This is a genomic window from Alsobacter sp. KACC 23698, assembly GCF_045348435.1.
Lineage (GTDB): Bacteria > Pseudomonadota > Alphaproteobacteria > Rhizobiales > Beijerinckiaceae > Alsobacter.
This window is the reverse complement of sequence record NZ_CP157484.1, coordinates 5,239,434-5,262,406: the sequence shown is the minus strand read 5'-3', so window position 1 is coordinate 5,262,406 and position 22,973 is coordinate 5,239,434. Positions and strand designations below refer to the sequence as shown.

General features: G+C 68.0%; 17 protein-coding genes and 1 pseudogene. 6 read left to right on the top strand and 12 right to left on the bottom strand.

Features of this window, described 5'->3' with window-relative positions:
* Positions 1-51: 51 nt before the first annotated feature.
* The 5 genes from ugpB to ABEG18_RS25205 form a co-directional block, all read right to left on the bottom strand.
* Positions 52-1,323 (bottom strand): sn-glycerol-3-phosphate ABC transporter substrate-binding protein UgpB, encoded by a 1,272-nt coding sequence (ugpB, locus tag ABEG18_RS25225; RefSeq protein WP_406858709.1) that lies wholly within the window; start codon positions 1,321-1,323, stop codon positions 52-54.
* Positions 1,324-1,491: 168 nt separating this feature from the next.
* On the bottom strand, positions 1,492-3,024 hold the full coding sequence (locus tag ABEG18_RS25220; RefSeq protein ID WP_406855774.1) for a UxaA family hydrolase: 1,533 nt from the start codon (positions 3,022-3,024) through the stop codon (positions 1,492-1,494).
* 132 nt (positions 3,025-3,156) lie between these two features.
* On the bottom strand, positions 3,157-4,188 hold the full coding sequence (locus ABEG18_RS25215) for an ABC transporter permease (RefSeq protein ID WP_406855773.1): 1,032 nt from the start codon (positions 4,186-4,188) through the stop codon (positions 3,157-3,159).
* A gap of 39 nt (positions 4,189-4,227) precedes the next feature.
* Complete coding sequence (locus tag ABEG18_RS25210; protein ID WP_406855772.1) at positions 4,228-5,754, bottom strand: sugar ABC transporter ATP-binding protein; 1,527 nt, start codon at positions 5,752-5,754, stop codon at positions 4,228-4,230.
* Positions 5,755-5,842: 88 nt separating this feature from the next.
* The gene (locus ABEG18_RS25205) at positions 5,843-6,805 is read right to left on the bottom strand and encodes an ABC transporter substrate-binding protein (protein ID WP_406855771.1); all 963 of its coding nucleotides are present in this window, start codon (positions 6,803-6,805) and stop codon (positions 5,843-5,845) included.
* A gap of 282 nt (positions 6,806-7,087) precedes the next feature.
* On the opposite strand from ABEG18_RS25205, the gene ABEG18_RS25200 reads away from it, so the two are divergent.
* Complete coding sequence (locus ABEG18_RS25200; protein ID WP_406855770.1) at positions 7,088-8,626, top strand: trimethylamine methyltransferase family protein; 1,539 nt, start codon at positions 7,088-7,090, stop codon at positions 8,624-8,626.
* A gap of 149 nt (positions 8,627-8,775) precedes the next feature.
* A complete protein-coding gene (locus ABEG18_RS25195) occupies positions 8,776-9,366 on the top strand; it encodes an NADPH-dependent FMN reductase (RefSeq protein WP_406855769.1) in 591 nt (196 codons plus the stop codon).
* 25 nt (positions 9,367-9,391) lie between these two features.
* Here ABEG18_RS25195 and ABEG18_RS25190 read toward each other — a convergent pair whose 3' ends face one another.
* Together ABEG18_RS25190 and ABEG18_RS25185 are read right to left on the bottom strand one after the other, a co-directional pair.
* Positions 9,392-10,633 carry an NAD(P)/FAD-dependent oxidoreductase gene (locus ABEG18_RS25190; protein ID WP_406855768.1) on the bottom strand — a complete coding sequence of 414 codons (1,242 nt, stop codon included), beginning with the start codon at positions 10,631-10,633 and terminating at the stop codon, positions 9,392-9,394.
* A 131-nt stretch (positions 10,634-10,764) separates the two neighbouring features.
* A complete protein-coding gene (locus ABEG18_RS25185) occupies positions 10,765-12,546 on the bottom strand; it encodes a metallophosphoesterase family protein (protein ID WP_406855767.1) in 1,782 nt (593 codons plus the stop codon).
* A gap of 171 nt (positions 12,547-12,717) precedes the next feature.
* On the opposite strand from ABEG18_RS25185, the gene ABEG18_RS25180 reads away from it, so the two are divergent.
* Positions 12,718-14,823 (top strand): alkyl/aryl-sulfatase, encoded by a 2,106-nt coding sequence (locus tag ABEG18_RS25180; protein WP_406855766.1) that lies wholly within the window; start codon positions 12,718-12,720, stop codon positions 14,821-14,823.
* A 295-nt stretch (positions 14,824-15,118) separates the two neighbouring features.
* Here the strand turns inward: ABEG18_RS25180 and ABEG18_RS25175 are convergent, their stop codons facing one another.
* The 5 genes and pseudogenes from ABEG18_RS25175 to ABEG18_RS25155 form a co-directional block, all read right to left on the bottom strand.
* Positions 15,119-16,024, bottom strand: coding sequence for an SRPBCC family protein (locus ABEG18_RS25175; RefSeq protein WP_406855765.1), 906 nt, complete (start codon positions 16,022-16,024; stop codon positions 15,119-15,121).
* On the bottom strand, positions 16,021-16,368 hold the full coding sequence (locus tag ABEG18_RS25170; protein ID WP_406855764.1) for an ArsR/SmtB family transcription factor: 348 nt from the start codon (positions 16,366-16,368) through the stop codon (positions 16,021-16,023). The genes ABEG18_RS25175 and ABEG18_RS25170 overlap by 4 nt, the downstream gene beginning before the upstream one ends.
* 819 nt (positions 16,369-17,187) lie before the next feature.
* Positions 17,188-17,478 (bottom strand): hypothetical protein, encoded by a 291-nt coding sequence (locus tag ABEG18_RS25165; protein WP_406855763.1) that lies wholly within the window; start codon positions 17,476-17,478, stop codon positions 17,188-17,190.
* A gap of 252 nt (positions 17,479-17,730) precedes the next feature.
* Complete coding sequence (locus ABEG18_RS25160; protein ID WP_406858708.1) at positions 17,731-18,789, bottom strand: sigma-54 interaction domain-containing protein; 1,059 nt, start codon at positions 18,787-18,789, stop codon at positions 17,731-17,733.
* A gap of 84 nt (positions 18,790-18,873) precedes the next feature.
* A pseudogene (locus ABEG18_RS25155) lies at positions 18,874-19,638 on the bottom strand (PAS domain-containing protein); the annotation flags it as partial.
* 184 nt (positions 19,639-19,822) lie between these two features.
* Between ABEG18_RS25155 and ABEG18_RS25150 the strand changes: the two are divergent.
* Genes ABEG18_RS25150 through ABEG18_RS25140 form a run of 3 tightly spaced genes read left to right on the top strand, consistent with a single transcriptional unit; the run spans position 19,823 to position 22,942 of the window.
* Complete coding sequence (locus tag ABEG18_RS25150) at positions 19,823-21,199, top strand: CmpA/NrtA family ABC transporter substrate-binding protein (protein WP_406855762.1); 1,377 nt, start codon at positions 19,823-19,825, stop codon at positions 21,197-21,199.
* A 10-nt stretch (positions 21,200-21,209) separates the two neighbouring features.
* Positions 21,210-22,046 (top strand): nitrate ABC transporter permease, encoded by an 837-nt coding sequence (gene ntrB, locus ABEG18_RS25145; RefSeq protein WP_406855761.1) that lies wholly within the window; start codon positions 21,210-21,212, stop codon positions 22,044-22,046.
* A 5-nt stretch (positions 22,047-22,051) separates the two neighbouring features.
* The gene (locus tag ABEG18_RS25140) at positions 22,052-22,942 is read left to right on the top strand and encodes an ABC transporter ATP-binding protein (protein WP_406855760.1); all 891 of its coding nucleotides are present in this window, start codon (positions 22,052-22,054) and stop codon (positions 22,940-22,942) included.
* Positions 22,943-22,973: the final 31 nt, after the last annotated feature.

Genomic DNA, 22,973 nt, shown 5'->3' with positions numbered 1-22,973 from the left:
GTCGCCGGGGAGAGGGGAAGACGGCGCCGGATGAGGTCCGGCGACTGGACTTCAGCGGCCCGCGGTGCGCTCGAACTGGCGCAGCGTCGCGTTGGAGCGGTTGACCGCGTCGTCCAGCGCCTGCTGCGGCGACTTCTTGCCGGCCAGCGCGTTCTCCAGCTCTTCCGACACCATGTCGCGGATCTGCACCATGTTGCCGAAGCGAAGCCCGCGCGAGTTCTCGGTCGGCTCCTTGTTGGTCAGCTCCTTGAGGGGCGTCTCGCGGTCGGGGAACTGGTTGTAGAAGCCCGACGCCTTGACCTTCTCGTAGGCCGCCTTGGTGATCGGCAGGTAGCCGGACTCGATGTGGAGCTTGGCCTGGCGGTCCGTGTCGGACAGGAAGGTGAAGAACTTCGACACGCCCTTGTACTCGGCCGCCGTCTTGCCGCCCATGACCCACAGCGAGGCGCCGCCGATGATGGAGTTCTGCGGCGCGCCGGCCACGTCCGGGTAATAGGGCATCGGCGCGGCCGCGAAGTCGAACTTGGCGTTGGCCTTGACGTTGCCATAGAAGCCCGAGGAGGTCAGCATGATCGGGCATTCGCCCGAGGTGAAGCGGCCCTCGTTCTCGTTGGTGCGGCCCGAATAGTCGTAGGTCTTGTCCTTCTGCAGCGCGACGAGATCGGTCAGCAGGCGCACATGCAGCGGGCTGTTGAACTTCATCTCGGTGTCGAAGCCGTCGAGGCCGTTGGCCTTGCTGCCCATCGGCACGTTGTGCCAGGCGGAGAACTGCTCCACGAGCGCCCAGGGCGACCACGCGGCCGTGAAGCCGCACTTGTCCCAGCCGGCCGCCTTCAGCTTCTTGCCGGCCTCGAACACCTCCGGCCAGGTCTTCGGGATCTCGGCGATGTTGGCCTTCTTCAGGGCGTCCCGGTTGACCCACATCACCATGGAGGAGGAGTTGAACGGGAAGGACAGCATCTCGCCCTTGGCGGTCGAGTAGTAGCCCGTGATGGCCGGCAGGTAGGACTTGGGATCGAACGTCTCGCCCGCCTCCTGCATCATCTGGCCGACCGGCTTCACCGCGCCCTTGGCGGACATCATGGTGGCGGTGCCGACCTCGAAGACCTGCATGATGTGGGGGGCGTTGCCGGCCCGGAACGCCGCGATGCCGGCGTTCAGCGTGTCGGGATAGCTGCCCTTGTAGGTCGCCACGACCTTGTAGTCGCTCTGCGAGGCGTTGAAGTCGGCCGCGAGCTTGTTGACCACGTCGTTGTTGGCGCCCGTCATGGCGTGCCACCACTGGATCTCGGTCTGGGCGAAGGCCGAACTCGCCGTCATCATGGCGACGAGGGACGCCGCCACGGTCGTAAGGATCTTCATTCCACTCTCCCTGTCGACTCCGCGCCGGTGGCGGAGCTCTTGTTTTCGTTGTCTGGCAGCCCGGCGCGACGCTCGGGCGACAGCGCTATGACAATCAGATGACGGCGCTTTTCGCAACTGGCGGTCGTGTCACATCGTGGCGCCGACGGTCCACGGCACGAATTCGGCGTCGCCATAGCCGAGCTGCTCGGACTTGGAGCGCTCCCCCGAGGCGATGCGCAGCACCGTGTCGAAGATCTCCTGGCCCTTCTCCTCGATGGAGACGCCGTCCAGGATGTCGCCGCAGTTGATGTCCATGTCGTCGAGCATGCGGCGGTAGATCTCGCTGTTGGTGGCGAGCTTGATGGAGGGCGTCGGCTTGCAGCCATAGGCCGAGCCGCGGCCGGTGGTGAAGCACAGCACGTTGGCGCCGCCCGCGACCTGGCCGGTGGCCGCCACGGGGTCGTAGCCGGGCGTGTCCATGTAGACGAAGCCCTTCGCGTCGACCTGCTCGGCGTAGTGGTAGACGCCGGCGAGGGTCTTGGTGCCGCCCTTGGCGGCGGCGCCCAGCGACTTCTCCAGGATGGTGGTGAGCCCGCCGAGCTTGTTGCCCGGGGACGGGTTGTTGTTCATCTCCATCTTGTTGCGAGCCGTGTAGTCCTCCCACCAGTGGATCATGCCGACGAGCTTCTCGCCGATCTCGCGCGTCGCCGCGCGGCGGGTGAGCAGGTGCTCGGCCCCGTAGATCTCGGGCGTCTCGGACAGGATGGCGGCGCCGCCATGCTTCACCAGGATGTCCACGGCCGCGCCCAGCGCCGGGTTGGCGGTGATGCCCGAATAGCCGTCCGAGCCGCCGCATTGCAGCGCCAGGAGCAGCTCGGAGGCCGGCACGGTCTCGCGCCGGGCCGCGTCCGCGATCGGCAGCATGGCCTTGATGGCCTCGACGCCGGCCTGCACGGTCTTCTTGGTGCCGCCGATCTCCTGGATCGTCATGGTCCGGAAGGTGTCGCTCTCCTTGATCCCGTAGGCGTCCTTCCAGCGGCCGATCTGGAAGCCCTCGCAGCCGAGGCCGACCATCACGACGCCCGCCATGTTGGGGTTGGTGGCGTAGCCCCACTGGGTGCGCTTGAGGATGTCGTAGCCCTCGCCCTTGATGTCGAGCGCGCAGCCGCCGCCATGCACCAGCGGGATCACGCCGTCGATGTTGGGGTATTGCTCCAGGATGCCGGAGCGCTCGATCTCGAGCGCCATGAAGCGCGCCACCGAGGCCGAGCAGTTCACCGAGGTGAGGATGCCGATGTAGTTGCGCGTGCCGACCTTGCCGTTGGCGCGCCGGAAGCCCTGGAAGGTCGCCTGCAGCCCGACGGGCAGCACCTCCTCGACGCGCGCGTCCTCGGCGAAGCGGTAGTCGCGCTCGAAGTCGTGCATGCCGACATTGTGCTCGTGCACCCAGTCGCCCGGCGCGATGTCCTTGGAGGCGAAGCCGATGATCTGGCCGAACTTGACGATGGGCGAGCCGTCCGGGATCGCCGCGGTGGCCATCTTGTGGCCGCGCGGCACGCGGGCGCGGGCGGTGACGCCCTCGGCGACGGCGCCGACATCCACCGGGTCGACGGCGACCACGACATTGTCCGCCGCATGGAGCCGCACGGTGCGCGGCGCGTTGAGGACCGGAGCGTTCATGGCCTTCCCTTCCTGTTGCGGCGCTCTTGCGGGCCGCCGATCATGTGAGGCGCAAGCCCCGGGGCGGCGCACTCTTTACGCGAATTCACGGCGGGCGAAAGGCCCGCCTCGGCATCCTATCGCGACCGCGCCTCAGCGCCTACGGCGGCGCAGGCCGTCCGCATAGACGATGACGATGATCAGCACGCCCGTGATGATGAACTGCCAGAAGGAGTTCACGTTCATCAGGTTCGCGCCGTTGCGGATGGTGGCCAGGATGAACGCCCCGAGCAGCGGCCCCCAGACGGAGCCGACGGCGCCGAACAGGCTCGTGCCGCCGATCACCGAGGCCGCGATGGCCTCCAGCTCGAAGCCGATCGCCTGGGTGGCGTTGCCGGTGCCGGTGCGCGACGCCAGCATCACCCCCACGATGGCGGCGCAGAGCGACGACAGGATGTAGGCGGTCGCCGTGACGGCGTTGACGTTGACGCCCGACAGGCGGGCCGCCTCGGCGTTGGACCCGACCGCGTAGAGATAGCGGCCCCACCGGCTGAGATGCAGGTAGACGAAGGCCGGGACCGCCACCACGACCACGACCATGAACAGGTTCGGGATCCCGAGGAACTCGCCGCGCGAGAAGCCGGTGAAGACGTCGTTGGTGACGTTGATGGTGGAGCCGTTGGTCATCAGCAGGCCGACGCCGCGCAGCGCCGTGAATGTCGCGAGCGTGATGATGAAGGGCGGCAGGCCCATCTTGACGACCCCGAAGGCGTGGAACGCCCCGATGCCCATGCCGAGCAGCAGCGAGGCCAGGATCACGGTCCACAGCGCCAGGACGTTGGCGGCGGCCTCCGGCAAGCCCACGGCCGCCAGCCAGGCCGCGATGTCGGGCGCGACGCTCTGGATCAGCATGGCGACCACCACGGTGATGAAGCTCGCCACCGCGCCGACCGACAGGTCGATGCCGGCCGTGATGATCACGAAGGTCTGGCCGAGCGCCAGGATGGCGAAGATCGCGCCCTGGCGGGCGAGGTTCGACATGTTGCCGGGCGTGGCGAAGGTCGAGGTCTTCCAGGACAGGAACAGGAACATGGCCAGGAGCACGCCCACCAGCGTGAGGCCGAGCAGGCGCGAGAACTCGAACTTGGACTTCGGCGCGCCCAGCGTGCTCACGGTGTCGCTCATGATGCGGGTTCCTGGTGGCGGTTCACTGGACGCATGGGATCAGACGCCGATGGCCTCGGTGAGGATCTGTTCGTGGCTGACGGCCTTGAAGCCGTGGCTGGCGATCATCCGGCCGGCGCGGAACACGTGGAGGCGGTCGGCGAGCTCGTAGACCTCCGGCAGGTAGGACGAGATCAGCAGGATGCCGGCCCCCTTGGCCAGGAGCGCGCCGAAAAGGCGGTAAATCTCCGCCTTGGTGCCGACGTCCACGCCCACGGTCGGCTCGTCGAAGATGAAGAGCTTGGCCCCGTGGTTCAGCCACTTGCCGATGACGATCTTCTGCTGGTTGCCGCCCGAGAGGCTGAGCGCCAGGGCGTTGCGGCTCGCCGTCTTGATGCGCAGGTCGGCGATCTGGCGGTCGGCGGCGCGGCGCTCCTCGCGGCCGGAGATCGTCAACCCGCGGGTGAGGCGGTCGAAGACTGGCAGGTTGAGATTGTGGCCGACGCCGAGATTGAGGCAGAGCCCCTGGTCGCGCCGGCTCTCGGGCGCCAGCGCCATGCCGAGCGCGATGGCGTCGCGCTCCGAGCGGATCGCGACCGGCCGGTCGCGCCACAGCACCTCGCCGCCCGTCACCGGCTCGCGGCCATAGACGCCCATCACGAACTCGCTGCGCCCGGCCCCGATCAGCCCGTAGAGGCCGACGATCTCGCCCTCCCGCACGGTGAGCGACACGTCCTGGAAGCCGCGCCCGCTGAGATGGCGGGTCTCCAGGATCATGGCTCCGGGCGTGAAGACGTCCTTGTGGTAGACCTGCTCGATGGAGCGGTTGATCATCATGCCGATCAGCTCGGCGTCGCTGGTCTCCGAGACCTTGCGGGTGCCGACCAGCATGCCGTCGCGCAGCACCGAGACGCGGTCGGCGAGCTCGAAGATCTCCTCCATGCGGTGGCTGATATAGACGATGGTGACGCCCTGCCCCTTGAGGCGGCGGATCAGCGCGAAGAGCTGCGCGGCCTCCTGCCGGGTCAGGTAGGCGGTGGGCTCGTCGAAGATCAGGAAGCGGGTTCCGCGGGTGGCGGCGCGCGCGGTGGCGATGAGCTGCTGCTGGCCGATGGTGAGGGTGGACAGGAGCGCGCCCGCCGGCAGCGCGAAGCCGAGGTCGTCCAGGATGGTCTGCGCCTCGCGCACCATGGCGCGGTCCCGCAGCAGGCCGCCGGACGCGGTGCGCTCGTCGCCCAGGAAGATGTTGGCCGCCACCGTCAAATGCGGGCAGAGCACCACCTCCTGATGCACGGCGTTGATGCCGAGCGCGATCGCCTCGTTGGGCGTCGAGAGATCGGTGGGGACGCCCTTCCAGACGATCTCGCCCGCCGTGCGCGGGGTGACGCCCGTGAGCAGCTTGATCAGGGTGGACTTGCCGGCGCCGTTCTCGCCCACGATGGCGTGGATCTCGCCCGCCTCGAAGGCGAGGTCGGCGGGCTTGAGCGCATGCGTGCCGGTGTAGCGCTTCTCGAGCCCCCGCAATTCGAGAATGGGTCCCGCGAAGGGCGCGTCCCGGGCGGGCGATGGGTCGGCGATGGCGGACACGAGCGCTGTTCCGGCAGAGGGGAAAGACGCGTCCGCCGCCCGGGCGCCGAAGCGGCCCGGGCGGCGATCGTCGCTTGGGAAGAGCGGCTTACTTGACCTTCGGGTTCAGGAGTTCCTGCGCCCGCGCGCCGTTCATGTTCTCGCCCGTGATCAGGTTCGCGCCGGTGTCCACGAAAGCCTGCACCTTCTCGCCCTTGGAGGCGGCGAGCGCGGTCTTGACGCCGTCATAGCCCATGCGGAACGGGTCCTGCACGACCGTGGCCGCCATCACGCCGTCCTTGAGCGCCTTCACGAGCTTGTCGTCCGAGTCGAAGCCGACCAGCTTCACCTTGTCCTGCGCCTTGGACTCGGCGATCGCCTGGATGGCGCCCTGGGCCTGGATCAGGTTGGAGGCGAAGATTCCGCGCAGATTCGGGAAGGCGGTGAGCAGGTCGGTGGTGATGTTCAGCCCGCCATTGGCGGTGCCGTCCGAGACCTTGTCGGCCACCAGCTTGATGCCCGGATACTTGGCGGCGAGCTGCTCCTTGAAGCCCTTGGCGCGCTCGTCGAGCGAACCGACGCCCGGCAGGTGGGTGATCAGGGCCACGTCGCCCTCGGCCTTGCCGTATTTCTTGGTGATCGCCTCGGCGAGCCCGTCCGCGGCGATGCGGCCGCCCTGGACGTTGTCGGTGGTCAGGAAGGACGTGAACGCCTTGGAGTCGGCGGCGGAATCGATGCCGACGATCTTCACCGACTTGGCGGCCTCGTCGATCGGCTTGCCGAGCGCGGCGCGCTGGGTGGGCGAGATCACGATGGCGGCCGGCTTGGTGGAGACGGCGTTCTCCAGGATGGCGATCTGGCCGTTGATGTCGGCCTCGGACTGGGCGCCCAGCTCCGGAACCTTCACGCCCAGGTCCACGCCGGCCTTGCGGGCCCCGGCGAGCACGATCTGCCAGTAGAAGGAGGTCGTGTCCTTGACGATGATCGGGATGGTCGGCTGCTGCGCCAAGGCGGGCTGCCCGAGCGCCGTGGATACGGCGACGAGCCCGGCGAAAAGCCAGGATGTCCTCATGGGTGCTTCCTCTCGTCTCGGGGCGGTTTGGCCGCCTCGCTGTGGTCCGGACCCAACGCCCGGCGTGGCGGATGCTAGAACGAACGTTTCACCCAATGCAATGCACGTTATGAGCGTTACGACGCCCCGGTTCCGCGCTCCGCGCGCGCACCCCTTGCGGGTTCCCGACGCGGGATGTCGGTTTCCCGCTTGGGCCTGTCGCTTGCCTCACCCGCGCGGCGGACGCCTCTGACAAGATGCGGGCGGCGCGCGACGCGGCGCGGCACCGGCATGGAGCGGCGGATGAGTTCGGAGCGGCGGCGACGCGAGGGCGGGCGGGCGCGCAACGCTGGGCCCACGAAGCTGCCGCAGCTGGCGCTGCAGGACGTCGTCAATCCCTACCCGCCCATGGACCTGCTCTCGGCGGACCAGCTGGAGGCCATTCACCTGGCCTCGCTGCGGATCCTGGAGGAGCTCGGCGTCGAGGTGATGTCGCCCCGGGCGCTCTCGATCCTGGCCGCGGCCGGCGCCCAGGTCGATCACGCCTCGATGACGGTGCGGCTGGACCGGGGCCTCGTCGAGCAGGCGCTGTCGACCGCGCCGTCGCTGTTCCGGCTGACGCCGCGCAATCCCGCCAAGCGCGTCATCCTCGGCGGCGCCCACCTGAATTTCGGCCTCGTGGCCGGTCCTCCCAACGTCCATGACTGCGTGCGCGGGCGGCGGTCCGGCAATTTCCAGGACTATTGCGACCTGATCCGCCTGGCGCAGAGCTTCAACTGCATTCATCTGCTCGGCAACCAGGTCTGCGCGCCGGTCGAGATGCCGGCCAACTCCCGCCATCTGGACACCTACCGGGCCAACCTCACCTTGACGGACCTCGTCTTCCACTGCTCCGCCATCGGGGCGGGGCGGGCCACCGACGCGATCCGGATGACGGCCATCGCCCGCGACCTCACGCTGGACCAGATGGCGCAGAACCCGGGCCTGCTCACCATCATCTCGGTGAACAGCCCCCGGCGCTTCGACGACGCCATGACGGAGGGCCTGATGGCCATGGCCGAGCACGGGCAATGCGTCGTCGTCACGCCTTTCACCCTGATGGGCGCGATGGCGCCGGTGACGCTGGCGGCCGCGCTCGCCCAGCAGAACGCCGAAGCGCTGTTCGGCGTCGTGCTGGCGCAGCTGATCCGCCCGGGAGCGCCGGTGATGTACGGCGCGTTCACGTCGAACGTGGACATGCGGTCGGGGGCGCCGGCCTTCGGCACGCCCGAGCAGACCAAGGCGAACGTCGCCAGCGGCCAGCTGGCGCGGCGCTACGGCCTGCCCTACCGGGCCTCCAATTCGAACGCGTCCAACGTCGCGGACGCCCAATCCGCCTACGAGACGGAGATGTCGCTGTGGGGCGCCGTGCTCGGCCATTGCAATCTCGTCTACCACGCGGCCGGATGGCTCGAGGGCGGCCTCACGAGCTCCTATGAAAAGCTGGTGCTGGACGTCGAGATGCTCCAGCACATGATCGAGTTCCTGAAGCCGATCGTCGTCGACGAGGAGGAGCTCGGCTTCGACGCCATCGCGGGCGTGGCCACGGGCGGGCACTTCTTCGGGTCGCCCCACACGCTGGCGCGCTACGAACGGGCGTTCTACCAGCCCATCGTCTCCAACTGGCAGAACTACGAAAATTGGCAGCTCGCCGGCGGCCTCGACGCGACCCAGCGGGCGACGCGCATCTGGCAGCGCGTCCTGGCGGACTACGAGGAGCCGCCGATGGATCCCGCCATCCGCGAAGAACTCGACGCCTTCGTGGAGACCCGCCGCGCGGAGATCGGAAGCGGCGAGCCCTGACGCGGGGGCCCTCCACGCAGGGCGACCCGTGGTCGCGGGCGATGGCGCTCACGAGATTATTTCTGGACAGGGGCGGCGGACGTCGTCGACCCTCGTCCCCACAGTTGCGCTCCGAACCCGTCCGGCGCCGTCCTCGCGAAGGAGACATGATGAGCCACCAGGTCCTCGTCTTCTACGGCTCCTATCGGTCCGACCGGCAAGGCGTCCGGCTGGCCGACTACATCGTGCGGTCGCTGCGCGAAGGCGGGGCCGAGGCCGAGCTGATCGACGCCAGGGAGATCGGCCTGCCGATGCTCGACCGCATGTACAAGGAATACCCGGCCGGGGAGGCGCCGGCCGCGCTCGAGACCCTGGCGGGGAAGATCCGCTCCGCCGACGGCTTCGTCTTCGTCACGGGCGAGTACAATTGGGGCGTCCAGCCGGGCCTGAAGAACCTCACCGACCACTTCCTGGAGGAATGGTTCTGGCGGCCTGCGGCGATCGCGAGCTACTCGGCCGGTCGGGCGGCCGGAGTGCGGTCGGCGGTCGCCTGGCACAGCATCCTGTCCGAGATGGGCATGGTGGTGATCAGCAGCGCCCTCTCGGTGGGGTCGATCAGCAAGGCTCTGGACGCCGAGGGCCGTCCGGTCGGCGAGGGCGGGGCGGCGCTGGCGCGCGCCTTTCCGCGCTTCTCCGCCGACCTCGCCTGGTGGATGGAAGCCGCTCGCACGCAGCGCCGGACGACGCCCCCGCCCTACTGAGACGCGACGCGGGCTCCGCCGCGGCTCAATCCCGGTCGACGGCGAACCAGTCCTGCGCGGGGTCGGGCTGCCCCGCCGCCAGCCGGGCGATCATGTCGGCCGCGATGGCGCTGAACGTGATGCCGTTGCCGCCATACCCGAAGGCGGCGAAGCACCGCGGCATGCCGGGGACCGCGCCGATGAGGGGCAGCCCGTCCGACGTCTCGCTGAAGAACCCCGTCCAGGCCGCATCGACCGTGGCGTCGGCGGCCGGGACGAGCTCGGAAAGCTTGCCCTGGAGCGTGCGCACCTTGGCGTCGAGCAGGGCGTCGCGGCGCTCCGCATCGCGGAGATCCTCGTCCTCGCCGCCGAACACGATCCGGCCTTGCGCGGTGACGCGCATATAGACGTAGGGCTCGGAGGCTTCCCACACCAGAGCGTGCTCGGGCCACAGCGCCGCCGGCGCCTGCGGCGTCGTCGCCATGGCCCAGGTCGAGGTGATCTTGTGCACCTTGGCGGGCACGAAGGGCGGCAGCTCGTAGCCGTTCGCCATGACGAGGATCTCGCCGTCGATCTGGCGGCCGTCCTCGGTGCGGACCGACACGCCCTGGGAGGTGCAATCGTAGTCGGTCACCAGAGCGGGCGAGAGCAGCGTCGCTCCCCGGCGAAGCGCGGCGCCGAGCAGCATGCGGGTGAGGTTCATCGGGTGGGCCGCGGCCGAGCCCGCATGCAGCAGCGCGCCTTCGCGCTCGAAGCCGAAGCGGGATTGGAGCTCGCCGGCGGACAGGAACTCTCCCTCGATGCCGGCCCGCATGCGCAGCCGGAGCTCCTCGCGAAGATCGGACGGGTCCAGGACGTCGCCAGCGAGGAACAGGCTGGGACGCCAGGCGAAGTCGCAGGTCCCGCCGAGATCGGCGGCGAGGTGCGCGATGGCGCGGACGGCGCCCACGCTCCGGCGGTAGATCGACGCCGCCGCCTCGAAGCCGAGCCGGGCCTCCAACTCCAGCATGGGCGCGTCGATCTCCCACTGCAGGAGGGCCGTGCTGGCCGCCGTGCTGGCGGTGCGGGGAAGATGCCGGTCGAGGATCACGACCTCGCGCCCCTCGCGGGTGAACCGCTCGGCGGCGAAGGCGCCGGTGACGCCGGCGCCGACGATGACCACGTCCGTCCGGAGGCGGCCGATGGGCGGGAGGGGCGGCGTGGCGAAGGGGAGCGCGTCGCGTTCCCAGATCGGATGCCCGGACCGCAGGTCGAGCTCGGTCACCTGATCGTCCGCGTCCTCGTTCATCGCCAGCCGCCTTTGAAGCTTCGTTCGGCCGACAACCTTCCGCGCAGCGTTCCGTTCAAGGCTTCGCTTGCGGCTATTTGTAGCCGGGCCTTGGGTTCAGGTCCGGCGGCGGCCGTCAGAGGGCGCGCCGTTCAAGGGCCGAGCGACACGCGTTCTGGCTCGCGCAGCGCGACAGCGTCTCCGGTGGAGACGATCTCATGGATGTAGAAAGAGGTCGGCTCGTCGTCGCTCGCCTCCATGACGGGCGAGGGGGCCGATATGATGCGCAGCGCCCCGCAGGCCCCGATCCAGTCCACGTGGCGGTGGCCGTGCATGGTGACGACCCGCGACGCGACGGGCGCCAGCTGGCGGACGAACCAGCTGCCATTGATCAGGGCCGTCCCGATCCGCTCCGACAACGCCTTTGCGGGCCGCGGATATTCGAGCAGGTGGTGGTGAAGCGCCACGATCCAGGAGGCGCGCGCATGGTTCTCCATCACGGCGACGGCTGCGCGGACGTCCAGGGCCGGCGCCAGGCCCAGAGCGTTGGTGAAGGAAAAATGCGTCTCGGCGTTGGAATTGAGGAGAGCCACGCCCAGCCCGTCCGGCTCGGGAGGCGGCAGGACCATGGGAAAGCAGTCCTCCCAGAGGCTCTCCAGCCGGCGCGACAGGCGCAGCGATCCTGAATCCGCGAAGGCGGCGATCTCAGCCCGATGCGGCTGCAGGAACTCGGTCAGAGTGGGGCCGAGTTCGCCCGTGCGGCGATCGACCACGCGCACCCGCCCGCCCTGCACCGCCTCCATGGCCGACAAAGCGCGCATCTGCCTCAGCCGCTTGCCCGGGCTGGTCGGCAGGTCCAGCCTCGCCGGGTTCCCCCGGTCGGCGATGTTGAGGTCGTGGTTGCCGGGCAGCATCAGGATCCGCTCGGCCAGGACGGGATGGCGGGAGAGGGCCGCCAGGAAGGCGGCCCATTCGCCTGTCCGCCCCGCATCGGTCATGTCGCCCGTGATGAGGATGTGGTCCACGGGATGGGCGCGCTGGATCGCCTCGAGGCGAGCGAGCGCCTCCTCGAACCGCCGGTCGCCGCGCGGACCGGCGCGGCCGCTCTCGATGCGAAAGCCGCAGTCGTCCCCCACCACGTGGATGTCGGACAAATGGGCGACGCGCCACGTCCTGGCGGGATCGGCGACCTCGTCGAACCTGCGCGTGGTCAGCAGCTGGTCCATGGCGGCATCGGCCGCCCCCCAGGCCAGCGAGGCCGCCCCGAAAAAGGCGCTGACGAGGACGACCGCGTTGGCCAGAGCGGGAACGACGAGCCGCATGGGAGCCGCGAAGTCGGCCCATTCGCCGGTCCAGCGGGTATAGGGCCATACCCACGCGATCAGGGCGAGCGCGACCAGGGCGGCGAGCCCTCCCGCGGCGGCGGAGGTCGCGGCCCGCAGCCGCGCGCGCGACGCCTCGCTCATCCGGGAGCCCGCCACGCCTTCCAGGACGTGGCGCAGGACCTCGCGGGCCAGCACGTATCCGGGCTGGACGGCGATGGAGTTCAACGACCAGAAGCTTCGCTCCAAGGCCCGCAGCAAATGCGGAAATCCCAGCCATCCCACGCCCACGACGAGCGCGAGGATGAGCGCCGAACCGATGCCGGCCAGGGCCGCGATCCTGTCGAGCGTCTCCACGAACCAGATCTTCGCCACCAGGGGCGCCGCGCCGAGCACGAGCCCGGGGAGGCCGATCAACAGCGCCCAGGCGAGCGCGAGCTTGGGAAAGCTGATCTCCGAGATGAGGCTTCCGCCGATGGCGAAGAGCGAGCGAGTCTTGGTGCTCAGCAGGTCGTCTTCGACGTCGCCCCTGCGCGGGTCGAGGATCGCCCGCGAAGACAGGTCGGTCCCGCCAGCGCGCTCGTCCTTCGCCAGACGCCCCTGGCTGCTCAATGCTCTCTCCTCCATCGGCGGCTTGCGGCCGCCCGGGACGGCGCCCCGCCATCATGAGCCCGCGGCGGGCGCCCGGATCTGACCGATGTCATCTTCACCGCCCCGGACTGCGTCTAGTCTGGTTGACAATGTTGATCGCTGGTCCGTGAAGCCCATTTCGAGGAGCTGCCGATGGCGACCCGACGAGACATCCTCACATCCCTTCCGGCGGTCGGCGCCTCGTTCGCGGTGGCGGGTCGCTTCGTCCTGGAGGACAGCCCGGCGCGCGCGCAGGCGGCGACCGCTCCGCTCCCCGGGCACTTCCACCCCAAGGGCAAGGCGCCCTCCCGGTTCACCGTGGAGGCGCTCAAGGAGGCCCGGCGCAACCTTCCCTTCCATGACGTTAAGGACTTCGAGGAGCAGAAGCGCGGCCTGATCGCGACGATGAAGTCCCGCAAGATCATGGCGGACGCCGGCCATGTCGCCTGGGACATGGAGCGCTTCCAGTTCCTGAACGAGCGTGAGGACTTCGACAGCATCCACCCGTCGCTGCTGCGCCAGTCCAAGCTCAACAACAATTACGGGCTCTACGAGGTCGTCCCCGGCATCTACCAGGTCCGTGGGTTCGACCTTTCGGACATCTCCTTCGTCCGGGGCAAGACCGGATGGATCGTCTTCGATCCGCTCGTGTCGACCGAGGTTGTCCGCGCGGCCTGGAAGCTGTTCCAGGAGCATGTCGGCCAGGGCCTTCCCGTTTCGGCCGTCATCTATTCGCACACGCATGGCGACCACTGGGGCGGCGTGCGCGGCATCGTCGAGGAAGCGGATGTGAGGTCGGGCAGGGTCCCGATCATCGCGCCCGTCGACTTCATGGACTTCACCGTGTCGGAGAACGTCTACGCCGGCAACGCCATGAACCGGCGCCTGTTCTACCAATATGGCCTCCTGCTGCCGGCCAGCCCGCACGGCTATGTGGGCCAGGGGCTGGGCCAGGCCGTCTCGGCCGGGGCGACAGGCCTGTTCGCGCCGACCCGGCATGTGACGAAGGACATCGAGGAGTTCGAGGTCGACGGCGTCCGGATGATTTTCCAGAACACGCCCAACACCGAGGCCCCGCGGGAGATGAACACCTACATCCCCGACCTGAAGGCGCTCTGGATGGCGGAGAACGTCATCGCGTCGCTCCACAACATCTACACGATGCGCGGCGCGCAGGTGCGCGATCCGCTGCGGTGGTCGAAATATATCGGGGAGGCGCTCTACCGCTTCGGCCTGGAGGCGGACGTGATGTTCGCCTCGCATCACTGGCCGCGCTGGGGCAACGACAGGATCCAGGGCGTGCTGCGCGCGCAGCGCGACCTCTACGCCCACATGAACAACCAGGTTCTTCACCTGGCGAACCAGGGCGTCACCATCAACGAGATCCACAACGTGTATCGCGTGCCCCAGAGCCTGGAGGCCCAGTGGCATTGTCGGGGCTATCACGGCTCCCCGCAGCACAACAGCCGCGGCGTCGTGCAGCGTTACCTCGGCTTCTGGGACGGCAATCCCGCCACGCTCGTCCCGCTGTCGCCGCGGGACTCCGCGCCGCTCTACGTCGAGATGATGGGCGGGGCCGACAGGATCATGGCCCGGGGCCGCCAACTGCATGACGATGGCCAATATCTCCTCGCCCAGGAGATCCTCAACAAGCTGGTCCAGGCCGAGCCGGAGAACCAGGCCGCCAAGGACCTGCTGGCCGACGTCTTCGAGCAACTCGGGTACCAGCAGGAGAACCCGGGCATCCGCAACTGCTACCTGGCGGCGGCCTACGAGTTGAGGGACGGCATTCCGGAGGGGGCGACCGCCGACACCAGCAGCCCCGACGTGATCCGGGCCATGTCGACCGAGCTCTTCCTGAACTTCCTGGGCATCCGCATGGACAGCCGCAAGGCGGAGGGCCTGCGGTTCACCATGAACCTCGTCACGCCGGACAATGGCGAGACGTTCCTGGTCGAGCTGGAGAATGCGACGCTCACCAACATCAAGGGCTTCACCGCGCCTAAGCCGGACCTGGTCCTGACGATCAACCGCGCCGATCTGGAGCGCACGATGACCGGGGCGAAGTCCCTCGAGGCGCAGATCGCCGACGGGACCGCCAAGGTGGAGGGAGACCCGAGCATCCTCAAGACGCTTGCCTCCACCTTCGTCGACTTCGACCCCCGCTTCGAGATCATGCCGGGCGCAAGGTCCAAGGCCGTGCGGATGGCGCAGGCGGAGACCTATGAAGCCAACCCACGCCCGATGATCGCCGAATAGTCCGGCTTTTGACGAGGAGGCAGCCATGATTGACAGGTCGGCGTCGGCCGCGAGCCGCGCTGCTTTCGTCGCCTTTGCGCTTCTGCTCGGGTCGATTCCCGCCGCCGCCGGGCTCCCTGGCTCTCCCGGCGCGTTGGCGGACGCGCCGGGCGCGCCGCCGGCGTCGCTGATTCAAGGGGCCCATTGCCGCGCGGTCTGGCATGCGCACCGTCGCTGCGTGCGGTGGTCCGGCGGGGTCTGCCGTGCATGGCGCAGCTGGCGGCATCGGTGCTGAAGGGCGCCAAAGAGGCAGCCGTCACCGGGACGCGATGAAGCGCTCCAGCTTGCCCAGGGTCTGCATTCCGAGTTCGACGGCGCCGAAGCCTTTCGCGGTCTGGAACTCCGCGGCCGTGCTGAAGACCATGCCCAGCGTGACGACCGTCGACCCGTCCCGGTCCTCGAAGGAGGCCCACGCATCGGCGTGCTTCGGCCCATTCTCGCCCCACAGCAGCGCGTAGCCGATCCTCTCCTGGGGCCGGACCTCGTGATAGCGATGATGGTTGGGGAAGACCGTTCCGTCCGGCCCGATCATGTCGAACACCCATTCGCCGCCCGACCGGAGGTCGATCCTCGCGGTGCGGCAGGTGAAGCCGTCCGGCCCCCACCATTGGGGCAGCGTCTCAGGGTTCATCCACGCGCCCCAGACCACGCTGCGCGGCGCGGCGATCACGCGCTGCAACACCATGGTCCGCTCGGCCACGCCGGCGAGGTTGGACAGGCCCGCATCGAACCCCTCCCGGTAGCCAGCCTCCATGTCGGTCGCCAGCGAGGAGAGCTGCACGGTCACGACGAGCCGGCTGCGGTCGCCTTCGTCGGAGATCTCCGCCGTCACCAGCGCGGCGGACTGCGCGACGCCGGCCGCCGAGACCACCTCGTAGTTCACGCTGCGCATCGGCGGCTGCAGGTCCAGCCATCCGCACTCGCATCGGATGTCCGGCCGGCCCTCCACCTTGCAGAGGGAGACCTCGCGGCCGCCGATCCTCGTGTCGGCTTCCAGGAACTCCACCACTACGGAGGGCGATGGCGCGGCCCAGACGGCCCGCGCGGCCGGAGCCGTCCAGGCTTGCCACAGCGTCGACGCCGGCGCGGCGACCTCGCGTTCGAACGTCAGCAGGGCGAAGCGGCCCGCGCCGCCGGCTGGTTCCGAGCCTTTCTGGATCATTGCGATGGGTCCTTGTCTTTCATGACGGTCATGACGAAGGCGTCCAGCCGGTCGAGGCGGGACTCCCAGATCGTCCGCTGGCGATCGAGCCAGGTCCGGGCAGGCTCGAGAGCCTCGGGTTGAATGGCGCAGGTTCGCACGCGCCCATCTTTGGACGTGACGACCAGACCCGCCTCCTGCAGCACCGACAGATGCCGCATCACGGTGGGCAGCCGGAACCCCGTCGGGCCGGCGAGTTCCGTCACCCGCGCCGGACCTTCGGCGAGGCGGGTCAGGATCGACCGGCGCGTCGGGTCGGCGAGGGCATGGAAGAGAAGCGTGAGATCAGGATCATGCTGAGCCATACGGCTTACTATCGCGGGACGTTCCAGTCCGCAAGGCTAAACTGAGCTGATCGGCTTACTTTCGAGAAGGCTCGCCATCCGAGCTGACCCGGCGCAAGGCGGAGACCCTGGAAGCCTCCCGCGCCGCCCGATCCCCTCACGCAAAACTCCCCGGCGCTGGGGAGCGTCGGGGAGTTTTGGGAAGGGTGGCGATCACACCAGAGGGGCCGCGCGCCAGCCGCCAAGACGCGGGGCGCGGCCTTGCCGATCTCCCGCTATCGGCGAACGCCGACCCTGTTGACCCCGCCGTTGCGATTTCCTGGGCGCGGCGCTGTGACGGCGCGCGCCCCGACGGGGCGAGGGACCAGTCGCACGCCGGGTCTCGCCACGCATCCGGCAGGATATCCAATATAGGTGCAATAGATCACCGCATGCGCGTTGCTCGTCGATGCGACTGAGCCGGCGAAGACAACGCCAACCAAGGCAAACGCACTGAAGATGATCTTCATGAGCCTCATGACACCCTCCCATCGCTGATCGCTTCGATCAGATCGCCGGTACACCGATTGACGCCGACCCAGTCCTGAAACTGAGAAAAAGAATATCCAACAGGATCTCACTCGGCCTTGCCATGTGAAGCTCGAGGCCGAACGATGCGATGCTACCGACATTCACCGGAGGGGAGCTGATTTCGATCAGCCGAAAAGGTGGTTCGGTCGCAAGTCTCGAGCCTGTCGTCATCGACGAGCCCGCGCCGGCCCAGCAAGACCGACCAGGAGGGCGTCGGCTGCATGGCCGCAAGCGCCGCCGTCCAGGGAAACCGTTCGAAGCGCCTCGACCTCACTGGCTGGCGAACATGTCCAGGCAGGATGCGAGGTCGGCGTAGCTGGTGATGCCGCGTTCCTCGCCCGCGCAAACCTCACGGCTGCGGGGCTTGGCCCGCGCCCAGCTGGACGCGAGTTGCTCGCGGGCGGCGGTCTCGTCGCGGACGCAGGCCGCCATGCGCTCTCCCGTGCCGTCGCGCGACGAGGTCTGCGCCCGGCACGAGGCGTCGATATCGTATCTCGGGATGTTTTCGGCGACCTGGGTGACCACGGCGAGACCCAGCGTGAGAACGGCGACCTTGATCATCGGATGCTCCCGTCGACGGGGCCTTCAATCAGAGGGAATCCTAAGCATCAAAGCCGCCGGCGCGTCTTGACCCAGGTCATTCAACCGCAAAACTCCCCGGCGCTGCGGAGCATCCGGGGCGTTTTGGGAGGTTTGCGCGTTGCAAGCATGCCGAAAACGCTCGAGCGCCTGGTGCGATGGGCCACCGCCGGACGGACGCGAACAGACGTTCGTCAGGGCCCACGTTCACGGATTACGCCGCGCCCATTCGAGCTAAGGCCTGCGTGCGCTGACTCCGGGTCGACGCTTCTGCGTCCATTGGATATCGAGCGCCCTCATCCGCGAAGCCAGAGTGGTCGGTTTGAGGTCCAGGATCTCCGCCGCCCCGGCCGGCCCGCTGATCTTGCCTCCGGCCGCCTCCAACGCCGCGAGGATGGATGTTCGATCTCGGGCGCGCCGCTCCGGCTCGGTCACGATGCTTGCGGCCGCCGTGTGCAGCGGAGGCGGCGTGCTGGCCCGGACCCGCTCGCGCGGCAGATCGACGACGAGCCGGCCATTGCGGGCCAGGATCGCCGCGCGCTCGATCACGTTCTGCAGCTCGCGCACATTGCCGGGCCAGTCATAGGCGCAGAGCCGTTGGACGTCGCCCTGGCTCAGCGTCAGCCCGCCGTTCTTGAGCTTGCGGCGGGCGCCCTCGAGAAAATGCAGCGCCAGCGGCGGAATGTCCTCGACGCGCTCACGCAATGGCACCGAGGCGATCGGGAAAACGTCGAGCCGGAAGTACAGGTCCTCGCGAAAGCGGCCCTCGCGGACTTCCTTGCGCAGGTCGCGATTGGTGGCGGCGACGATGCGGACATCGACGCGGCGCGTGCGTTCCTCCCCCAGGCGCTGGAACTCGCCCTCCTGCAGCACGCGCAGCAGTTTTCCCTGCAGCTCTAACGGGATCTCGCCGACCTCATCGAGGAAGAGCGTGCCGCCATCGGCCAATTCGAAACGGCCGATGCGGTCGCTGAACGCGCCGGTGAAGGCGCCGCGGACATGCCCGAAGAACTCGCTCTCGAACAGGTCGCGCGGCACGGCCGCGCAATTGACCCGGATCAGGGGCCGGTCGCTACGCGCGCTCGCCTCGTGGATGGCGCTGGCGACGAGCTCCTTGCCCGTGCCGGATTCCCCCGTCACCAGCACGGAGACGTCGGTTTTCGCCACCAGCTCGATCTGGCTGATCACGCGCTGGGACGCGGCGGACCGACCGATGATGCCGCGATGATTGAGCTCCAGCCGCATCTCCTCCTGGAGATAGGCGTTCTCGCGCTGCAGCCGCTCGCGCAGCATGTCGACTTCGGCCAGCGCCAGCCGCAGCCGCTCATCGGCCTCATGGCGCTGGCTGACGTCCCGGAAGATCACGACGGCGCCGACCAGCCGGCCGCGGTCACGGATCGGCGTCGACGTATATTCGACCCACAGGCCCGTCCCGTCCTTCCGGAAGAACATCTCGTTCTCGACATGGTGCACCGCGCCATCGCGGAAGGCCGCATAGATCGGGCATTGGTCGTGCGGAAATGGCCTGCCGTCGGGCCGATGGTGGTGCACCGTCGCGTGCATGTCGCGGCCGACCAGTTCGCCCGTCTCCCAACCGAGCATCGCCTCCGCGGCGGGATTGACGAAGGTGGTGACGCCCTCGGCATTGACGCCGAAAATGCCTTCGCCGGCGGCGCGAAGGATGAGCTGGTTGCCGCGCTCGATCTCCTGGAAGAGCCGCGTAGTGCTTCGCCATTCGGCGATGCCGGCTCGCATGAAATGATCGGCCTCGGCGTCGAGATCGCGGCGATGGCGGGCTTCGAGGTCGTACAGGGTGAGGAGGATGGCCGGCTCGGTTCCGGCCTGCAGCCGCTTGCCGATGCATTCGACGTTCGCCTCTGCGCCATCGCCGCGCCGCGGCAGCAGACTGCGCGTCCCGTAGCCGCCCTTGTGCAGAACGGCCTCGGTAAAGGTCGTCAGCGCCGCTGCCTGGCCGGGAAACAGCGTGATGATCGAAGTTCCGACGAGCTCCTCACCCGAGCGGCCGAACTGGATCCGCGCCTGCTCATTCGCGGCCAGGATGCGGCCCGAATAAACCTCGATCGCCAGCGTCGGGTCGATCGTGCTGTCGAACAGCGAAACGGCTGGCTCCGGCGTGGTCATCGGCGCTTACGATTTATCGTGAATAGAATTACGATCTATCGTGATTTACGGAAAATCGTCAACGCTCTGACGCGCGCAGGCGCTTGATTTCTCGCCTCGGCGCACTCTCGCGGATCTTGGCCCGGCCTTTGCAGTGGTCCTTCGCACGCGACCACCCATTCCCCGGTTCCGCGAGGAGACGCGCATGGCCCTGTTCAAGAACCCGTTCGATGCGAGCCGCCGGATCCTCAAGGGCTGCGACTGCGGCCGGCACGAAAGCCCGTCCGAGCATGAGCGCGCCATCCGCGCCGAAGCTGTCGAGGCTTCCGCCTCGGACGAGGGGCGCTATCGCCGGGTGGTCGAGAACGCCGTGATGCGGGCTCTCTTCCCACAGGACGAGGCGCGCCGGCTGTTCCTCAAATCCGCCGGCGCCTCAACCGCGCTGGCGGCGATCTCGTCCCTGTTCCCGATCGCGGCCGCGACCGAGGTCTTCGCCCAGGCGGCGCCTGAGAAGAAGGACCTCAAGGTCGGCTTCATCCCGATTACGTGCGCGACGCCGATCATCATGGCCGCGCCGATGGGGTTCTACGCCAAGCACGGGCTCAATGTCGAAGTGATCAAGACCGCCGGCTGGGCGGTCATTCGCGACAAGACGATCAACAAGGAATACGACGCCGCGCACATGCTCTCGCCCATGCCGCTGGCGATCTCGATGGGCGTCGGCTCGAACCCGATCCCCTACACGATGCCCGCGGTCGAAAACATCAACGGCCAGGCGATCACGCTCGCCATGAAGCACAAGGACAGGCGCGATCCAAAGTCCTGGAAGGGCTTCAAATTCGCCGTGCCCTTCGACTATTCGATGCACAACTACCTGTTGCGCTACTATCTGGCGGAGCACGGCATCGATCCCGACGCCGACGTACAGATCCGCGCCGTGCCGCCGCCGGAAATGGTCGCCAACCTGCGCGCCGACAATATCGACGGCTTCCTCGCGCCCGATCCGGTGAACCAGCGCGCGGTGTTCGACGGCGTCGGCTTCATCCACATCCTGTCCAAGGAGATCTGGGACGGTCATCCCTGCTGCGCCTTCGCGGCCTCGAAAGACTTCGTGACGCAGACGCCGAATTCCTATGCGGCCCTGCTCAAGGCGATCATCGACGCCACCGCCTTCGCCTCGAAGGCTGAGAACCGCAAGCAGATCGCAGAGGCGATTGCGCCGGCGAACTATCTCAACCAGCCGGTCACGGTGGTCGAGCAGGTGCTGACCGGCACCTATGCGGACGGGCTCGGCCAGGTGAAGCGCGATCCTGCGCGCATCGACTTCGATCCGTTCCCCTGGGAAGGCTTCGCGATCTGGATCCTGACCCAGATGAAGCGCTGGGGGCAGGTCAAGGGCGAGCTCGACTACAAGAGCATCGCCAGGCAGGTCTTCCTGGAGACCGATACGGCGCGGCTGATGAAGGAAGCCGGGCTGACCCCGCCGACGAGCGGCTCGAAGACCATCGTCGTGATGGGCAAGACCTTCGATGCGTCGAAGCCCGAGGACTACATCCGAAGCTTTGCGATCAAGCGGATCTGAAGCGGTGAGGATGTCGCTCGGCGCCCGCGCCTCCGTCCTTTCGCTCGCGATCCTCGCGATCTTCCTGATCGGCTGGCATGTCGCCACGCAAGGCGCGGCTGGGCCTGCTGCAAACATCGATCCCGAATACGCCAAGCTGATGGGCCAGCAGGTCACCCAGGGTAAATCGGCGATGCCGGGGCCGATCGATGTCGGACGGACGCTATGGAAGCACCTGTCGGACCCGTTCTACGACAAGGGCCCGAACGACAAGGGGCTCGGCATCCAACTCGCCTATTCGCTGGGGCGCGTGCTGCTGGGGTATCTGCTGGCGGTGCTGGTGGCTTTGCCGCTCGGCTTCCTGATCGGCATGTCCGCCCTGATCAGCCGGGCGCTTGACCCGTTCATTCAGGTGCTGAAGCCGATTTCGCCTTTGGCCTGGATGCCGCTCGCGCTCTACACGATCAAGGATTCCGGCGTCTCGGCGATCTTCGTCATCTTCATCTGCTCGGTCTGGCCGATGCTGCTGAACACCGCCTTCGGCGTCTCGGCGGTGCGCAAGGAATGGCTCAACGTCGCACGGACGCTGGAGGTGGGGCCGCTGCGGCGCGCCTTCACGATCATCCTGCCGGCGGCGGCGCCGACCATCCTGACCGGGATGCGCATTTCGATCGGCATCGCCTGGCTCGTCATCGTCGCGGCCGAGATGCTCGTGGGCGGCACCGGCATCGGCTATTTCGTCTGGAACGAGTGGAACAACCTGTCGATCACCAATGTCATCGTCGCGATCCTGGTGATCGGCGTGATGGGCATGATCCTCGATCAGACGCTCGCCCGCTGCCAACGCGCCGTCACGTATCCGGATTGAGCGCCATGCCAGAGAAGTTCGTCTCCATCGAGGGCATCGCCCGGCGTTACCCGAGGGCCGGCGGCGCGACCACCGTGTTCGAGGATCTCTGGTTCTCGATGGCCAGGGGCGAGTTCGCCTGCATCATCGGCCATTCCGGCTGCGGCAAGACCACGGTGCTCAACATCCTGAACGGGCTCGATGCGACCGACGAGGGCGCCGCGATCATCGACGGAAAGGCGATCGAGGGCCCTGCGCTCGACCGCGCCGTGATCTTCCAGAGCCACGCCTTGCTGCCCTGGCTCAGCGTGCTCGGGAACGTCGCCTACGCGGTCGCGGCCCGGCATCGCGACTGGCCGAGGCAGAAGGTTACGGCCCACGCCATGGCCTTCATCGAGAAGGTCGGGCTGAAGGGATCGGAGCACAAGAAGCCGTCAGAGCTTTCGGGCGGGATGAAGCAGCGCGTCGGCATCGCGCGCGCGCTGTCGATCGAGCCCAAGATGATGCTGATGGACGAACCCTTCTCGGCGCTCGACGCCTTGACCCGCGGCGCCCTGCAGGACGAGGTCCGGCGCATCTGCCTGGAGACCGGCCAGACCGTCTTCATGATCACGCATGACGTCGATGAGGCGATCTATCTCGCCGACCGCATCGTGCTGATGACCAACGGTCCGCAGGCGATGATCGCCGAGATCGTCGAGAACCCGCTGCCGCGGGACCGCAGGCGCGCCGAGATCCACCGTCACGCCGACTACTCCGCCATCCGCAACCACCTGATCGATTTCCTCGTCTCGCGCTCGACCACCTTCAAGGACGCGATTCCGGTCGGCTACGACCGGCGTCGCCCGCCGGTGGTGCGCCCAGGCGCGGACCAGCCCGACCCTGCCGACGGCGGCAAAAGCCGCCACGCAGCCTGACGCCCCATCACGCCAAGACATTTCGAGGAGG

What these genes read in the sequence shown, in the direction of transcription:
- ugpB (WP_406858709.1), bottom strand. Translation starts at nt 1,323, where the DNA reads ATGATGACGGCGAGTTCGGCCTTCGCCCAGACCGAGATCCAGTGGTGG.
- ABEG18_RS25220 (WP_406855774.1), bottom strand. Translation starts at nt 3,024, where the DNA reads ATGAACGCTCCGGTCCTCAACGCGCCGCGCACCGTGCGGCTCCATGCG.
- ABEG18_RS25215 (WP_406855773.1), bottom strand. Translation starts at nt 4,188, where the DNA reads ATGAGCGACACCGTGAGCACGCTGGGCGCGCCGAAGTCCAAGTTCGAG.
- ABEG18_RS25205 (WP_406855771.1), bottom strand. Translation starts at nt 6,805, where the DNA reads ATGAGGACATCCTGGCTTTTCGCCGGGCTCGTCGCCGTATCCACGGCG.
- ABEG18_RS25200 (WP_406855770.1), top strand. Translation starts at nt 7,088, where the DNA reads ATGAGTTCGGAGCGGCGGCGACGCGAGGGCGGGCGGGCGCGCAACGCT.
- ABEG18_RS25195 (WP_406855769.1), top strand. Translation starts at nt 8,776, where the DNA reads ATGAGCCACCAGGTCCTCGTCTTCTACGGCTCCTATCGGTCCGACCGG.
- ABEG18_RS25190 (WP_406855768.1), bottom strand. Translation starts at nt 10,633, where the DNA reads ATGAACGAGGACGCGGACGATCAGGTGACCGAGCTCGACCTGCGGTCC.
- ABEG18_RS25180 (WP_406855766.1), top strand. Translation starts at nt 12,718, where the DNA reads ATGGCGACCCGACGAGACATCCTCACATCCCTTCCGGCGGTCGGCGCC.
- ABEG18_RS25175 (WP_406855765.1), bottom strand. Translation starts at nt 16,024, where the DNA reads ATGATCCAGAAAGGCTCGGAACCAGCCGGCGGCGCGGGCCGCTTCGCC.
- ABEG18_RS25170 (WP_406855764.1), bottom strand. Translation starts at nt 16,368, where the DNA reads ATGGCTCAGCATGATCCTGATCTCACGCTTCTCTTCCATGCCCTCGCC.
- ABEG18_RS25165 (WP_406855763.1), bottom strand. Translation starts at nt 17,478, where the DNA reads ATGATCAAGGTCGCCGTTCTCACGCTGGGTCTCGCCGTGGTCACCCAG.
- ABEG18_RS25160 (WP_406858708.1), bottom strand. Translation starts at nt 18,789, where the DNA reads ATGCTGCGCGAGCGGCTGCAGCGCGAGAACGCCTATCTCCAGGAGGAG.
- ABEG18_RS25150 (WP_406855762.1), top strand. Translation starts at nt 19,823, where the DNA reads ATGGCCCTGTTCAAGAACCCGTTCGATGCGAGCCGCCGGATCCTCAAG.
- ntrB (WP_406855761.1), top strand. Translation starts at nt 21,210, where the DNA reads ATGTCGCTCGGCGCCCGCGCCTCCGTCCTTTCGCTCGCGATCCTCGCG.
- ABEG18_RS25140 (WP_406855760.1), top strand. Translation starts at nt 22,052, where the DNA reads ATGCCAGAGAAGTTCGTCTCCATCGAGGGCATCGCCCGGCGTTACCCG.